Source organism: bacterium (assembly GCA_030018315.1).
GTDB lineage: Bacteria > Hydrothermota > UBA3073 > JACQXS01 > JAGMCI01 > JASEGA01.
In genome coordinates, this window is the sequence record JASEGA010000009.1 from 1 (window position 1) to 15,865 (window position 15,865).

The 15,865-nt window shown below is 35.4% G+C and carries 17 protein-coding genes and 2 pseudogenes; 4 read left to right on the forward strand and 15 right to left on the reverse strand.

Translation table 11 applies throughout. The features are described 5' to 3' along the window. The 7 genes from QMD71_04160 to QMD71_04190 form a co-directional block, all read right to left on the reverse strand. A partial coding sequence (locus tag QMD71_04160; protein ID MDI6840039.1) for a hypothetical protein occupies positions 1-199 on the reverse strand: 199 nt, incomplete at its 3' end. 103 nt (positions 200-302) lie between these two features. Beyond that, on the reverse strand, positions 303-938 hold the full coding sequence (locus QMD71_04165; GenBank protein ID MDI6840040.1) for a hypothetical protein: 636 nt from the start codon (positions 936-938) through the stop codon (positions 303-305). A gap of 251 nt (positions 939-1,189) precedes the next feature. Beyond that, positions 1,190-4,828, reverse strand: coding sequence for a sigma 54-interacting transcriptional regulator (locus tag QMD71_04170; protein MDI6840041.1), 3,639 nt, complete (start codon positions 4,826-4,828; stop codon positions 1,190-1,192). A gap of 78 nt (positions 4,829-4,906) precedes the next feature. Beyond that, entirely contained in the window at positions 4,907-5,443 is a 537-nt protein-coding gene (locus tag QMD71_04175) for an Hsp20 family protein (protein MDI6840042.1), read from the reverse strand. Position 5,444: 1 nt separating this feature from the next. Further along, entirely contained in the window at positions 5,445-6,011 is a 567-nt protein-coding gene (locus tag QMD71_04180) for a sigma-70 family RNA polymerase sigma factor (GenBank protein MDI6840043.1), read from the reverse strand. Positions 6,012-6,013: 2 nt separating this feature from the next. Then, the gene (raiA, locus tag QMD71_04185; protein MDI6840044.1) at positions 6,014-6,310 is read right to left on the reverse strand and encodes a ribosome-associated translation inhibitor RaiA; all 297 of its coding nucleotides are present in this window, start codon (positions 6,308-6,310) and stop codon (positions 6,014-6,016) included. Between the two features lie 221 nt (positions 6,311-6,531). Then, positions 6,532-7,773 carry a GWxTD domain-containing protein gene (locus tag QMD71_04190; protein ID MDI6840045.1) on the reverse strand — a complete coding sequence of 414 codons (1,242 nt, stop codon included), beginning with the start codon at positions 7,771-7,773 and terminating at the stop codon, positions 6,532-6,534. 93 nt (positions 7,774-7,866) lie between these two features. Here QMD71_04190 and rpsT point away from each other — a divergent pair, with 93 nt between their 5' ends. After that, on the forward strand, positions 7,867-8,172 hold the full coding sequence (rpsT, locus tag QMD71_04195) for a 30S ribosomal protein S20 (GenBank protein ID MDI6840046.1): 306 nt from the start codon (positions 7,867-7,869) through the stop codon (positions 8,170-8,172). Positions 8,173-8,179: 7 nt separating this feature from the next. On the opposite strand, the pseudogene arsB reads toward rpsT, so the two are convergent. From arsB to QMD71_04235, 8 genes and pseudogenes are all read right to left on the reverse strand, one after another. Beyond that, positions 8,180-9,227: pseudogene (gene arsB / locus QMD71_04200) on the reverse strand (ACR3 family arsenite efflux transporter). A 113-nt stretch (positions 9,228-9,340) separates the two neighbouring features. Beyond that, a complete protein-coding gene (locus tag QMD71_04205) occupies positions 9,341-9,763 on the reverse strand; it encodes a hypothetical protein (protein ID MDI6840047.1) in 423 nt (140 codons plus the stop codon). Further along, complete coding sequence (locus tag QMD71_04210; GenBank protein MDI6840048.1) at positions 9,760-10,026, reverse strand: thioredoxin family protein; 267 nt, start codon at positions 10,024-10,026, stop codon at positions 9,760-9,762. The genes QMD71_04205 and QMD71_04210 overlap by 4 nt, the downstream gene beginning before the upstream one ends. 143 nt (positions 10,027-10,169) lie before the next feature. Continuing rightward, positions 10,170-10,586 carry a hypothetical protein gene (locus QMD71_04215; GenBank protein MDI6840049.1) on the reverse strand — a complete coding sequence of 139 codons (417 nt, stop codon included), beginning with the start codon at positions 10,584-10,586 and terminating at the stop codon, positions 10,170-10,172. A gap of 11 nt (positions 10,587-10,597) precedes the next feature. Then, positions 10,598-11,014, reverse strand: coding sequence for a hypothetical protein (locus tag QMD71_04220; GenBank protein ID MDI6840050.1), 417 nt, complete (start codon positions 11,012-11,014; stop codon positions 10,598-10,600). After that, positions 10,989-12,002 (reverse strand): annotated as a pseudogene (locus QMD71_04225) (permease). Before QMD71_04225 ends, QMD71_04220 begins: the two are co-directional and overlap by 26 nt. A 5-nt stretch (positions 12,003-12,007) precedes the next feature. Then, positions 12,008-12,349 carry a metalloregulator ArsR/SmtB family transcription factor gene (locus QMD71_04230; GenBank protein ID MDI6840051.1) on the reverse strand — a complete coding sequence of 114 codons (342 nt, stop codon included), beginning with the start codon at positions 12,347-12,349 and terminating at the stop codon, positions 12,008-12,010. A gap of 91 nt (positions 12,350-12,440) precedes the next feature. After that, positions 12,441-13,562 (reverse strand): peptidoglycan DD-metalloendopeptidase family protein, encoded by a 1,122-nt coding sequence (locus tag QMD71_04235; protein ID MDI6840052.1) that lies wholly within the window; start codon positions 13,560-13,562, stop codon positions 12,441-12,443. Between the two features lie 94 nt (positions 13,563-13,656). On the opposite strand from QMD71_04235, the gene efp reads away from it, so the two are divergent. The 3 genes from efp to QMD71_04250 all read left to right on the forward strand — a co-directional run bounded on the left by efp (position 13,657) and on the right by QMD71_04250 (position 15,865). Further along, entirely contained in the window at positions 13,657-14,217 is a 561-nt protein-coding gene (efp, locus tag QMD71_04240; GenBank protein MDI6840053.1) for an elongation factor P, read from the forward strand. Further along, positions 14,218-15,042, forward strand: coding sequence for a bifunctional 5,10-methylenetetrahydrofolate dehydrogenase/5,10-methenyltetrahydrofolate cyclohydrolase (locus tag QMD71_04245; protein MDI6840054.1), 825 nt, complete (start codon positions 14,218-14,220; stop codon positions 15,040-15,042). It abuts the gene before it with no gap. Positions 15,043-15,649: 607 nt separating this feature from the next. Further along, positions 15,650-15,865: a hypothetical protein gene (locus QMD71_04250; protein MDI6840055.1), complete on the forward strand. Its 216-nt coding sequence runs from the start codon at positions 15,650-15,652 to the stop codon at positions 15,863-15,865.

A 15,865-nucleotide genomic window follows, 5' to 3' on the forward strand; every position in this document is an offset into this window, starting at 1 on the left:
TAGTGCCACAAGTCCCAAGCTTAACCACATCGTATCCTTTAAATTTACTAAACTCTAAATCCGCTGGACTAAACTTAAGCTCCCTAACAATCTCACCTGCAAATCCTGGGATGGCTAAAAGAAAAGCCATAGCTACCATCCCAATCTTTCGGGTTTGAGCCCTCAAGGGCGAAGTCTTCATACTAACGCATTTCTTCATAACACACCTCCTTTGGAACCACAGATACACACGGATGAAGACACAGAAATTACACAGATAATAAATCTGTGGTCATCAGTGTTCCTCTGGTTATTACCTTGCATCATTCATTAATAATATAGATATTAGCAATCTCTTGATATTTTTTAATAAGTTCCTCGTCAAACCCAGTTGCTTCTTTAATTTCCTCTATACTATATCCCTTGGTAAGCAGCGCCTTGACTTCATTATAGCCATCTACATATTGAGCAAATCCACCAGTGTTAAACCCAAGAACTTCATTAAGTCTTGGTTTTAGAGATTCGTCACTTGCAATCAAATCCATTATATTTTTGTATTTTTGGGACTCTTTTCTCAAGTCGTTTTTTGTTCCTGAGAGCCTTAAATAAGTTATTAAACAATCCATTGCCTCTTTTAGTAAACCAAGTTTAGCATAAAGCCAGGCTAAATTGAAGTAAACTGTCTCATTATAGGGACTGATTCTCAATATCTTCCTGTAAGCTGCTATCCCATTTTCAAATAACCCCTCATCCGCATAAAGGGCAGCTGAACAAAGATACTCCTGAATAGCATTCTCTAATTCTTCTATCATCACATAAGCATTTCCAATAAGCTCGTGAATATCTGGTTCACCGTTTTGTAAATCAATCTCGCTGTAAATTGAAATTGCTCTCTCATACTCACCTTTTAAAAGGTGAGTTCTTATCCCACATTCAATTTGAGTCCTATCAAACATCATTATGTTTATATAGCAAATTCCGTGTCAGAACCTATGTTAAAAACAAAAAAAACACTTTTAGAATCCTCTTTATGGTTGGTGCATAACCATCTATGAAGTCTATGATAACTTCTACCCGCTATGTATCTACTGGACTAATTTAAGTAAAAATAGGACATTTTTTGTCCTAAATGATTTAACGGAGGGTCAAATTTTGGTATATGACTATATCCCAGATAATAGGACAATTTTTGTCCTATTTTGTGTAGATGTTACTTTTTATCTATGTGGTGGATATTTATTAACCGTCTAAGGTGACGAGGAGAGAATCCAAGTTCTTTTGCTGCATGAGTTACATTGCCACCGTGTCTTAATAGTGCATCACGAATATATGCAATTTCAGCTAACTTTTTAGCTTCCCTTTTTGTTTCTTTTAAAGACACTCCCTTTACGACTCCTTTTAGTGGGATTACCTGTTCCTTTGCAGTAGTAAGCAGGAAATACTTAGTGGAAAGCATTGCTTTTGTGACTATATTGGTATTGGTAAAAATTACTATTTGCTCAATCTCATGTTCAAGTTCTCTGATATTACCTGGCCAGTTATAGGAAAGTAGCAAATCCATTGCCTCCTTTTGGAAGCCTTTAATACTTTTGTTGTGAATTACACAATATTTTTTTAGGAAATGCTGTGCAAGTAAGGGTATATCACTCTTTCGCTCCCTGAGAGGAGGCAGATTTATCTTGACCACCGCTAAGCGATAATACAAATCGCTACGAAATCTGCCCTCATTTACTTCTTTTTCAAGTTCTTTATTTGTTGAGGTAATAATACGAACATCTACTTTTTTTGATGATACCCCACCTACAGGTCTTATCTCTTTATCTTCTAATACTCTCAACAATTTTGCCTGTATTCCAGAAGTTAAATTAGTAACATCATCTAAAAACAGAGTGCCACCATTGGCTTCCTCAAATAACCCCCTTTTTGTACTTATAGCTCCTGTAAATGCACCCTTCACATAGCCAAATAGTTCGCTTTCTAACAGAGTTTCTAGTAAAGCACCACAAGCAATGGCAACAAATTTTTTATCCTTCCGCTTACTATTTTGATGTATAGTTCTTGCAACTAATTCCTTGCCTGTCCCTGTCTCCCCTGTGATTAAGACTGTAGTATCTGTGTCAATTACTTTATCTAAAAGATTATATAACTCTTGCATTTTGGGATGTGTACCAACTATATTCTCAAATTTATACTTTACCTCTACTTCTTTTTTAAACTCATAAACTTCTTTTGAAGGTTTCTCTATTTCTTTAAGACGATTAATTGCTAAAAGAATATTTTCCTTAAGTGTCCCGACAGGTCGGGACTTTAGTTTTTCTAACCAGTTCAAAGCACGCTCATCACCAATATTTACTAACCCCTCTATCACCCATCTCTGTATGGATTCGTCTTTTAGTTCAAACAATGAAGTAAGAGTATCAAATGCAGGGCTTCCAATCTGTGATAGTATAAAAATAGCATATCGGGGTTCAATTTTGAGTTTAATAGCAGTAACAAGCCAACCCAGTTCGCATCTGCAATTTTTAATCAAAAAAGGCTCCCACTCATATTTTCTTGCAAGGTTTAGTGTCAGTTTCATATAGTGTTTCAACTTTTGCTCTTCTCTTGGAACAGCTTTTTTCAAATAGAGTAAAGAAAGCCAAAAGTAGACCTGCATTAAATCGTACTTAACTCCAATGTTTTTAATTATAGAAAGCGAGCTTAACAAAATGGTTTCAGCCTTTTTGAAAACTCCCAATGCTATTTCAATCTTACCCTTCGTCAAAAGAACTTGTGCAAACAGTAGATCTTCACCACTTTCCTTGGCAAATCTCAATGTTTTGTTAATGTATTGCTCTGCACGATAGAAATCGCCTTGTAGTAGGTATAGTTTGGCAATGCCTTCCAAGCAGTCAACTTGTTTCTGTTTCTCCTTAAGTCTCAGATTGAGTGTTAATGCCTGCTGATACTTTCTCATTGCTTCTTCATATTTTCCTGTTTCACCCAACATCTCACCCATTATTGTGTAAGCGTGGACCAATCCTCTTTGGTCATTGAAATCTTTACAAATTTGGATGCCTCTCTCGACTAATTTCTCACATTGAGCACTGTCTCCTTTTTCCAATGAAATGACAGCCATATTATTATAGGTGGCTCCTGCCCAGGGAAGAAGAGCTTTATTATATATTTTCAATATGTCCTTATATATCTCTTCTTCACGATTAAAATCACCTTGATAATGATAGAGTACTCCCAGGTTGTGTAGTAACATAGCTTGAAGGTATGGCTTTTCTATTTTTTTACATAAAGAGAGTGCTTTATTTAGAGTTTTAATTGCTTCTTTAATCTTACCTTGTCTTTGCAAAGCCCCCCTTATCGTATTCAATATATTTGCTTTAAGAAAGTATTCCTTTTGGGGTGCCAAGCGGAGGGCATTTTTCTCAATCTCTAGTCCTTTGTCTATATTTCCTCCAATAATAGTAATTGCTCCAATCCAATGGAGGGCATAGCATGAACCGAGCTTGTCATTTCTCTCAGTAAAGAGCTTCTCTGCTTTCCTTAACAAATACATTGCTTTATCCCATTCACTCCACCTATAAAGTATTCTTCCCTTGTAAGCTAAAAGCCAAGGCCGATTAACTCTCAGATCGGCTGGTAAACTATTTATCCAGCTGTTAACTGCATCTGTCTTTCCTTTATCAATCATATCTACTGCTACTTTTTCTATAAGGGCTGCTGCTTCCTCCCATTGCTCTGAAGCAAGCCAATATGAAATTGCGCTTTCTATATCATCTACTTGAGTAAAATATCTGGCTGCTTTCCTGTATAAATCTCTAATCAGCTCTTTACTTAAAGTCTCATTTAACTGGTCTATCAAGAACTTTCTAAAAAGTGGATGATACTTAAAGACTTTCTTCTCACCTAGAGTAATGGAAATGAAAAGATTAAGCTTCATCAATGAATCTAACATTTCAGCCGAATTACTTATTCCAAGCAAATTATTTAATAGCTCAGGCTCCATAGATTCTAAAATAGATGATTTAAGTAGAAAAGACTGTAGTTTCTCCGGTAGTTTCTGTAATATCTCATTACCAAAGTATTCAAACACCTTTTCACCAGCCTTTGAGTAGACATCTATCACTTCATCAGGCTTTTTATAGCTTAATTCTTGTGATACAAATTGGAGTGCAGTAATCCAGCCTTTGGTATATTCCTCAAGTTTATTCAACTCTACCTCGGGAACCTCTGTATGGTAAATATCTTTAAATAGGGCTTGCGTTTCTTCCTGTGTGAATTTGAGTTCTTCCTTTTTAACTGTAAACAATTGCTGTTTTGCATCTAACTTTGCTAACTGGAAAGGAGGATAAGTACGAGTTGAAATAATTAAATGCAAATTGGGGAGCTGATGCTCAATGAGATAATTTAATGCATTGTTTATTAACTTTGATTCACTAACCTCCTGATAGTCATCTATAAATACGAAAAGCTCATCCTTTAAAGTATCCAGAAGTTCATTGATAAAAGTACCTATTACCATCTCAACATTAACAGATGCAATATTTTTAATCACAATTTTTGTTTTATTACCAAAATTTGGATAAGCTTGGACAATACTTTCTACAAGATAAGACATAAACACTATAAGGTCGGTATCTCCTTTATCCACAGTATACCATGCTCTTCTATGTTGTTCAATCTCTGAAGCCAAATCTGAAATTAGAGTTGTCTTCCCATATCCGGCATCAGCTGAAATTAAAATAAGTTTCTTATCAAGATTAGTGCGAAGTAAGTCTAACAGTCTTTGTCGTTTAAGTATATTTTTACCAAGCTTTGGTGGAGTAATCTTTGTCTTTACAATCAAACCTTCCATCGTATTTCAATGTAATCTTTTAGAAATTTATTACACAATGGGTTAATTAGCAAGAGAAAATTTTGTAATGTTTCCTTTTCAAGCTAATTTTGGAAGTTTTACTGTAAGTATCCCATCTTTTAAATACGCTTTAACACGGGACACATCTATTTTCGTTGGTAGTTTAATTAATTTTGAAAACTTGCCATAATTTATTTCACTCTGATAATAGATACCTTCAACCCTTTTGTTAAATCCAGTAATTTCTACACTTTTAGGTGTAGCTACAAGATTTATGGTCTCTTTATCAACCCCGGGTAATTTAATCAGTAACTCAATCTGTTTTTTCTTCTCTATAAGCTCTACAGGTGGAAATCCGGCATATCTAACACTTACTTTAACCTTATGAGTCTCCCATTCCTGTCTTAATGCTCGATGTAGTGATTCGTGAATTACGGATGGGACATCGTAAAATTTTACTGTGTGATAAAGTGAGAGAGTCATTTTTAATGTATTTACAATACTCCTACATCTTTGGCATATGCTTAAATGTTTTTCTAATTCACTGCATACAGAAGGAGTGAGGGTACCATCAACATATTCTGATATCCATAATAAGACTTGCGAGCATTCCATTTTACATCCTCTTGAAATAAGCTGATAGCTTTTCTCGTAAATATAATCGTGCACGATGTAGTCTTGACTTAACAGCTCCTATTGAGATTCTGAGCACTTTTGCAGTCTGAGAGTTAGAAAGCCCTTCTACATCTCTTAAAACAAACACTGTCCTATATTGGGCTGGAAGCGATTTAATCATCCTATCCATAACTCTTTTTAATTCCTCGTGTTCAAGAATGGCTGCCGGATTTTTTGACCAGTCCATAATTTCCTTGCTGGTAGTAAAGGGTCGGTCATCAAGTGAAACTATCTGTGGCTTTCTTTCTCTAAACTTCATAAGACAAGCATTTGTGGCAATCCGATATATCCATGTAGAAAAACTTGATTTTTCTTTAAATCTATCAAGTGATTTAAAAGCAGACATAAATGTATCTTGTAAAACATCCTTTGCATCCTCTCGTGAGCCCAGCATTTTGTAAGCAAGGTTATAAACTTTTGTTTCGTACCGATTGACTAGTTCCTCAAATGCTTTAAAATCGTGCCTCTTTGCTTTTTTCACAAGAGTGCTATCAGATACTTTTATCACTACTACTTCTTCTTTTCCCTTACTTTACTCTCATATTGCTTTATCTTTCTTTTAGCTTTGTCCATACAAGAATTAATTGCTTTATACATATCGTAATCTTGCTCTTTTACCAATAATGTAGGTGCTTTACTTAATTTTATTTGAATTTCAGCTAAATTCCTTGCCCCTTCGCGAGCAAGGACAGTCTCTACTTTTAACACTCGTTTAGAAAACTTTTCAAGCTTAGCTAATTTTTTATTGATGAGGTCCTCAAGAACCTTGGATGGCTCAAAGTGTCTCCATGAAATGTTTACTTGCATAATCCCTCCTGTTTTATTCTAAGTCACTGGTAAATTTAGTGCCATAACCCCGATTTATTGGGACAAAATCCTTTAATATATAAGGGCTTACGGATTCTCACCTATTACACCCCTGTTTGATTCCACCTGGTAGTTTTGGGTCTCCTGACTCAAAATTACCATTTTTGGGCAGGTCAGGAGACCTGCCCCTACCCATTTTTTCTCATCCCATTTACCAGTCCCTATTCTAATAGCTCAGGATTGACCCATTTCCTATAATTTGGGTCTGTTAACTCCTCTTTTATACTTGAATAAATAAGTTCATACCTTCCACAACTTAACTTATCAACGAAAATAAAAACTATACCCCCCTTACCAAAATAAATCCACTTCTCGCATGGTCTATAAATAGGGTCAGCAGGATATTGTTCTACTTCATCAGGTTTTCCATATTTTATCCAAATCTTACCCATATCAGAGTTTCTTCCTATTTCACCTGCTGAAGAAAAGTGGTTATCTGCATATTTAACACGCTCTATAAAAGTATGAAAGAATGGTCTTTCTACTCTTTTCCAGAAATTAATAAGGAACTCCATCTTCGCATCCTCAGGTAAGCTATTATAAAAAGCGAGCTCTTCCGGTTTTGCAATGTATTGAATCAAATCGTAATACTTTAATTCTTCATCTGTTAATTTAAATTCATTTTCTTCTTTTTTAAGACTTTCTACTACAAAAAATGTTTTCTCTTTACTTACAATTTTATCTCCTTGGGAGACTTCAATTTTTAAAATGTAAGTCCCCTCTTCAAACGCTATGATGTTTATGCCACCAGTCTTTGCAATATCTACTGAGGTTGGAAATATGGAATCAGATGGTAGTTCCTTAACTATATCACCAAATTCATTGAGAATAGAGTATTTTATCTCATATTTACTTTCTTTTTTCAAATTGTAAATCTCATTATAGGCGTAAAGGATAGGGTATCGTGCACCAAATGTGGCTTGAGGATTTGGAATTACTTGTAGTCCATTTTTTACAAACTTGCCATTTCCCTCTACTTGTTCAATATTGGTAGCTAATTCAATATCTGATAAATAAAGAGTAGTGTCTTGAGGTTCAATCTTAACTGATTTTTGAATAATTTTTTTGTTTTTACCCTCTATCTCAAGCTCAACATTATATTCACCCTCACGCAGAAATAAATCTAACTCATCTAATGCATGAAGGTTACGCAATTCTGCCTGCTCATAAGAATTGATGTAAGAGATTCTATCCCATTCTTTATAAATTTCATTTTGGCCCAAAGAATTAACTCTCATCTTTATTTTAAAATTGGATTTGAGAACTCCTTTTTCTTCTTCATAAGAAAGCTCAGAATAAGGTATACTTACATAAATTTCACATAAAGTAAGATTGTTTTCAGCTTTAAATCGAGCTATATCTACAGATAGCTGGGATAGAATGATTAAAAGAAAAATTCCCATTATATTATTATAATATAACTTTTAATCTTAACAAAGTCAAGAATAATTCTTGACATTTACAAAATAGATATAGTATAATAAAAATGAGGATAAATGCTTCGTCACCGTTCAGCTATTAAACGTGCCAAGCAAGACAAAAAAAAGAGCTTGAGACACAAGAAAATTAAATCTGCAATGCATGCTATAATAAAAAAAGCGAAGAGGTCTAAAGCTGACGATGATTTAAGAAAGGCTTACTCTGTTATTGACAGAGCTGTTAAAAAGGGAGTGCTACATCCAAATACTGCTGCACGCAAGAAATCAAGGCTTGCAAAATTTATTCTCAAAGAAGTTGCTACAAAAGTTGTTAAAAAAGAGACGAAAAAAACTTCAGAACCAGAACCTCCGAAAGAAGCCTAATAGATTTTTAATCAAGTATTTTAAAAAACCCGCATGTCTTCTTGCATAGCCACACCAAAAATAGCATTATAGGAACCTCTGTTAAGACACCAACTACTGTAGCTAACGCAGCACCAGAATTGACTCCAAACACTGTTGTTGCAACTGCAATAGCTACCTCAAAGTGATTGCTTCCAGCTATAATTGCAGTTGGGGCAGCATCTTCATAGCCTATACGGATAATTTTGGCTATTATGTAGGTGAGCACAAAGACGATTAAAATATTGATAAATATTCCAGCTGTAATCATTGCAATGGCAAGAGGCAATTCAATAATGATATATCCTTGAAGGCTGAATAGGACTATAAGTGTAATCAAGAGAGCGATAATTGCTACAGTTTGTAAAGGAACGACGAGCTTTTTCTCAAACCATCCTAATCCTTTTCTCTTAATTGTTACTGTTCTTGTAAAATATCCTGCAATAAGTGGTATACATATATAAATTATTACTGAAAATGCAATGGTCTTCCAAGGAATTGGAATCCTTGACATTCCAAGTAGTAGTCTGGCTAATGGTGCATATAGGAATACCATTGACAAAGAGTTAACTGCACACATTAGTAAGAGTATGTCCCACATTTCCTTCTGCAAGATAACTCCACATCAATACCATAGCAGTACAGGGAGCTACACCAAGTAGAATCATCCCTGCCCTGTATTGAAGAGCTGTTTCAGGGGATAGGAATCTTTTAAATATTACACCGAGGAATAACCATGCAAAAAATGTCATTGTAAATGGCTTTATTCCCCAATTAGCAATTAATGTTGCAGCTATCGGTTTTGGTGTCTTACCTGCCCTTATTACACGCCTAAAGTCTATCTGTACCATTACCGGATATATCATCCAGAAGAGACAAATACCAACAGGTATAGAGATATGAACTATTTCTAATTTACCTGATATGTTAGATATCTGTGGAAATATTCTACCTAAGCTTATTCCTGCAATTATACAGAGTGCCACCCATAAACTAAGATACTTCTCCCATATTCCAAGTTTTCTTTTCTCCGGCATTTTTCCCATTAGTTTACTATCTAGTTTTCTCACAGAGGGTTCCATATACCTCAAGGATTGCTATAGAAAATATCCTTAATATTCATTTGTTCATTAGCCATAATTTTTCTTCTTCAAGCACTCCAGATTAGATATATTCCACCCAGAATGACAAGAACGCCGCATATCCTCTTAACTATTATTGCACCTTTGGACACTTCACTCCAGTTCAGATAGTGCTGTGTTATTTCTGTAAAGCTTCCAGCAAAAACGATTACTGAACAATGACCAACGCCATAAACAATAAGACCAGTGATTAATCCTATTATGGCGATAGTTATTAAGATGCCCAAAGCAAAAAGTGTTGCTATAAGAAATGCTCTTTTGGTCGAAATTCTACCCTGCCCATCAATAAATCCGACAATTAAAGGAATGCTCGCCAAGTGACAAGGACTCATCAAGATGCTTATTATACCCCAGATAAAAGCACCCCCAAGAGCAATGATTGGCGTTGCTTGAATGGAGGTAGATAACGATTCAAGTATCGTTCTTATCATTTTACACCCATCTCTTTAAGTTTTTTCTTTATTGCTTCCTTGTCCATAAACCCCTCATGTCGGTATACCTCTTTTCCATCCTTATCAAAGAATATCTGAGTGGGGATAACTCTTATTTTATATTTACGAGTAACCGCCATATACTCATCAATTTCTATTATGAGGATTTCAACTTTGCCTTTATACTCTCCCTTCAGTTCATCCAGAATCGGCTCCATCATCTTGCAGGGGACACATATACCCCTTCCAAAATCTGCGAGCACCGTCTTCCTGTCTTAAGGGCCTCATCCAGTGGATTTTTACCTAATTTTGCTTGCTCTTTTTTAATCCATTTATCATTTCTCTTTATCTGTGCTTTAGATTTTAATCCCTCTATCTAACCCTCAAATATTTTCTGCTGTTTCCCCTACTTAACCATAGGCTCCAGCTGATATCTTGTCGATCCAAAGGTTCTGCCTCCAAATTCGTTCTTGTGCTCTTCATAGAAATTTTTTATCTCAGCCTCTGAAACCCTAACCGTGTCAATTACACTTTCTATCAAGTTTTGAATCAGAATATTATCACTGCTACCCTCAATATTTTTTCTTTTTGCTTCCTGAATCAGAATCTTTCTAATTATGAGTTCTTCAAGAAAGCCTATCTTATCACTCTCATAGATAGACTTCTGTTGTGGAGGAAGATTATTTAGCTCTTTATCAAATTCTTTCATAGTAACTCTTTCACCATTTAGTTCAGCAAGTACTACATTCAGAGCATCCGTTTTCTTATTACAACCTGCCAAAAAGCTAATGCCAAAGATTAAAATTGCCCATCTTTTAAACATATCCCCCCTTTTTATGTTTTAATAATACCATTTAGAAGAATTTTAATAATAGGCTGCCTCCTGTCGTTGGTATAGAGTTGCAAATTCTCACGCACAGAACCTTGTGGAGCATCCGACTTCGGCTCCAATGTTATCCTGTATATCTCTTTTTCCACCTCTTGTTTTAAAAGCAGTATTTTGGCTACAAAATATCCTAATTCATCCTGGACCTTGTTAATACCAAATCCTATTCTCATTCCTTTATTCAATGTTATTTCAAAAACTGCCGAGTCCCCTTGATGAACCTCAAAAGCACATTCTTCTGGTGATATCTCAATTTTGCCAATAACTGTACCAAAAACAGGTACCTCGATTACAGGCTGTATCTTGCTATTAGTGTAGATTCTCAACTTCTCAGAAAATCTACCTTGAGGAGCAGTGGGACTCAAAGTTACAGTAATTTTCAACTCCTTCCTTGTCTCCTTCAGAATATTTTGACTTATTTAGAGCAAACTCTTTCGAGCTAATTTCCAATCCCTTTACCTTCAGTTTCTCAAGTGCCTCAGGATGCACTGTCAACTTCTGATAGGCACTCTCACCTTCATAAATTTCGCCAAAGTCTATCATTGCAGGATTAACTTCTACATCAACCTTAACAATTCCAGTTATCTCCAGTGTAACTATAGGCTCATTAGGGTCGTTTGAATGCACATAGATTTTCTTTGTTATCCTTACTTTGAAATTTTTTGAATTAAAAGTTGCCTTAATCTCTCCAGTCCCACCCGGTTCAATCTCTTTTGAAGTAAGACTGACAGCAGTGCACCCACAAGAACTTCTAATATTTTTAATCTTTAGAACTCCTTGCCCAATATTTTTAAACTTGTAAATATGAATGACTGTGGCTCCTTCATACACAGTTCCGAAGTCAAAAACTTTTTCATCAAATTGGATATCCGGAAGATTTTCCTCAAAAGTCTCTAGAGTTTGCATTACCTTCTCCCTTTCCTCTTGTCTATAGATTGTTGCCATAATAAGCCCAATGACAACTGAAAATAACGCTGCTCCAATAAATCTTGCTGCTCCCAAATCATATCCAAAAAGTCTTGCAGAATACACGATAGCCAAAATATTTATGGCAGGACCAGAATAGAGAAATGCAACAGCTGGAGCTATGCCTGCTCCTCTTTTATAAATTCCACCAAAAAGTGGCAGAACTGTGCATGAACAGACTGCAAGTATTGTTCCCGAAACTGACGCAACGCTGTAAGATAACTATTTTCTTGCCTGAGCACCAAAATACTTAAGCACTCCTGTCTGAGAGACAAAAACACTAATTGCGCCAGCAATAAAAAATGCAGGCACCAAACACGAAAGCACATGAGCCGAAAGATAATCTATCAATGCACTAACTCCACCTTGCAATAATTTTACCCGCATCTCTCTTATTTATTGCTTAATTTGACAGCTTTACTTAATCTCTTTCTATCCTCTCTTATTTTGGTGTCTTTATTAAGCCAACCCATTAGTAGTGCTTCTATAGATTTACAGTATTTATTGTTAAAGTTTTCGTTGATTGAATAATGTATCCAAGCTCCCTTTCTCTCGCTTATCACAAAACCTGCTTCTTCAAGGATGCCAAGATTTCTTGAAGCTCTCGTTTGTGAAATATTCAATGCTTGCATCACTTCACAGACACAAAGACTTCCCTTGTCTAAAAGCAACTTAATCATCCTAATTCTTGTCTCGTTAGATAAAGCCTTAAAAACTTTTATCAGTTCACGCAACTTTTATCACCTCCAAATTATATATTCAAATATGTGCATATATTAATAAAAGGTTTTAAGGTTGTCCACATTTTTTAAGAAATTTGGCGGTTTATTTGAAAATAGGAAGTATAGATAGCTTTCTAATACTTTCAATCCCAGCTATTAGAGTGAAGACTTCATTTTTATATTTCTCATAATCTTCAAGTTCTTTTCCTTTCAAAGGTTTAATAGAAGGTGGATTTAATTTAAGTGGGTTTATCCAAGTTCCATGTTTCTTCAGCTTAAAGTCAAGGTGAGGACCTGTTGACAGTCCTGTTGACCCCACATAACCAATTATTTGACCCTGACTTATAGACACTCCATTTTTAATCCCTTTCCCAAATCTGGATAAGTGTCCATAATATGATTCAAATCCTCCCGTGTGGCGCACAATTACTTGCCTTCCAAATCCACCTCTCCAGCCAGCAAAAGTTACCTTTCCGCTACCTATACTTCTGACAGGTGTCCCTGTTGGAGCTGCATAGTCTACTCCAAGATGTGGTCTAAATATGCGTAATATTGGATGAAATCTTGAGTAAGAAAACTTGGACGATATTCTTACATAACTAATAGGCGATTTTAGAAATAATTTTTGTAAAGCTTTCCCATTTAGGTCGTAATAGCCAGGTCTTACTTTTGGATAATAAACTCCTGTAAATTCCTTATTTCCTAAGATATAACGAGCCAACAATATTTTACCATATCCTACAAATCTATCGCCTATAAATTCTTGCGTAGTAAATATCTCAAAAGTATCTCCATTTCGTGTATCAGTATTGAAGTCGATGTCCCAAGTAAACACTCCTTCAGCAAATTCATATACAAGTTGAGGTGTTCCCCCAACTTTAAGTAGTGCATCCCATAGAGAGCCAGTCTCAATAGTTCCTTTTAAATAAATAAGCACTTTTCTGGGTTGCAATCTTGAAACTTGAAATAGACTATCAATAATCCAAGTAGCTTTTGGCTGTTCATATCTAAGTTCTATAAATTTGTTATCTCTCATGGTGATATATAATTTATCACCCGGTTTACATCTTTTTAAATTTGTTTCTTTACCGAGAGCTGATACTATTTTAGCTACAAGCTCATTTGAAACTTTCTTTGAGATAAGAACCCCAGCTATATTATCACCGGGTTTCAGGATATAGGGTTGAAGCCCTACCAAAATAGAAAACACCAAAATCAAAAACATTTAGCTTATTATACACACAGATTTTCATTTTTCAAGTAATTTTTGATAAAATTTGGCTTGACATTTAAATTAATTAGGATTATATATTGAATTGATGGAAAAGATTCAAAATGTTAGGAAAGGCACTACTATAAAATTAGAGGACGAACTCTTTGTCGTTTCAGATTTCTCGCATGTTAAACTTGGACGGGGAGGTGCCTTTGTTCGGCTTAGGATAAAAAATCTACGTACAGGAGCAGTACTTGAGCGTAATTTGAGTCCTGATGATGAGGTAGAAATTGTGAGAATTGAAGAAAAGCCGTCTCAGTATATCTATAGGGAAAGTAATTTCTATTACTTTATGGACCAAGAAACCTATGAGCAAATAGCGTTGGATTCAAAACTTTTGAATAATGTTTTAAAATACTTAAAAGAAAATGAAGTCGTAAGAATACTTCTTGTCAATGGTGAGCCAATTGGAGTAAAGCTACCAAACTTTTGTAAGCTTAGGGTAGTCTCCACAGAGCCACCTATAAAGGGAGCAAGGGTAGCTAGTGGGCTTAAACCTGCAAAGTTAGAGACTGGTGTTACCGTAAATGTTCCTCTATTTATAAATACGGGCGATATAGTAAAAGTAGATACAAGGACTGATGAGTATATAGAGCGTGTAGGATAAATGGTAATCGATTGCAAGCAGATAGCTAATTTAATTGAAGAAGAAATAAAGCCAGACGCTCAGAGGCTCAAACCAAGATTGGGTACAATAGTAGTTGGGAGTGATGAAGGTACTTTGTCATATATGAAAAGTATTAAGAAAGTTGGTGAAAGGATTGGAGTTTTGGTAGATATAATAAATTTATCAGAATCTAAGATTGATGAACTTATAGACTTAATTAAGAATTTAAACCTAACCGCAGATGGTATTCTTATAGGAAAGCCTCTCCCAAAGTGGGTTGATGAAAGCAAACTCGTGGACACAATCTCACCATCAAAAGATATTGACTGTATGCATCCAGTTAATTTAGGTCGTCTATTTCTCAATAAACCATTATTTTGCCCTTGTACTCCTGAGGCAGTAATTGAGATTTTGAACCGTAGCCAAATTGGGGTTTCGGGTAAGGATGTCGTAATAATAGGTAGAAGTGATATAGTCGGTAAGCCACTTGCAATTATGTTAATGCAGAGAGGAGTAGATGCCACTATAACTGTATGCCATACAAAGACTAAAGATATTGAGGCTCATACTAAGCATGCAGATATACTAATAGCAGCTGCGGGACAGCCAAGATTCGTGAACACTCAAATGGTAAAAGAGGGTGCAGTTGTGATAGATGTAGGTATAAATGTTGAAAATGGTAAAATTGTTGGTGACGTAGATTTTGATGAAGTGTCAAAAATTGCATCTTGGATAACCCCAGTCCCAGGAGGGGTTGGTTCTGTTACTAGTCGTGTTTTGATGAGGAATGTAGTGAAAGCAGCAAAATTAAGAGCTAAAAATTAGCCACAGAAGGACACAGAGAAATACAGATTTTGTGAAATTGACAGGGATAAAGCAAATAAATGGTGTTCCTATTGATGTCCTTATTTAGGTCCGATGAAAAGAGCAGTGTATTACTATTTGTGGGGAGAGTGTGCTGAGATGGTAATAGCTCCTCAGGTAGCTTAGGTAGAAGGTACGACTGCACTAATATACTTTGATACTGATAGGTTTCATTATTTCATAGTACTTTGTTAAAAATGGGTGTAAAATTATATATAAGTCATTGTAATTCATAAAGTTAAACATGATTGGTAATAAAATTCCAAATTCCAAGCACCAAATCTCAAACAAATCCCAAATTCTAAATTCAAATTTTCAAGACAGGTTTGGAATTTGGGACATTGGGATTTTGAAATTGTTTGGGATTTGGGATTTGAAAATTGGGATTTTAAGCTACTGAGGCTTTTCTTGAGACAGAGTAAAGAGATAGGTGCAATTTTCATATGAGATTTAACAAAGGGCTGTTTTAATTCTTGGTTTGGATGAAGAACCTTATTGGGGAATCTACAAAGGCATTTTATGAAGCAAAACATAGAAATGATGTTTCTATCATTCCAAGAATGTTATCGTGTTTTGCGAAAAAAATAAGTATTACTTGATGGTCATCAGCAAATATCATATATGGATGATAAATAGCAAGGAAGAAATAATAGAAACTTCCTCTATTCTGGGAGACTTGGGAAAATCTGTTGGGTTCAATATAGTTGAGGTTATTGAACATGGTCTATCAAAAGCAGATAAAGGTAAAATTGGGGTTGAAGATATATTGGTTTTTCAAAAGTAA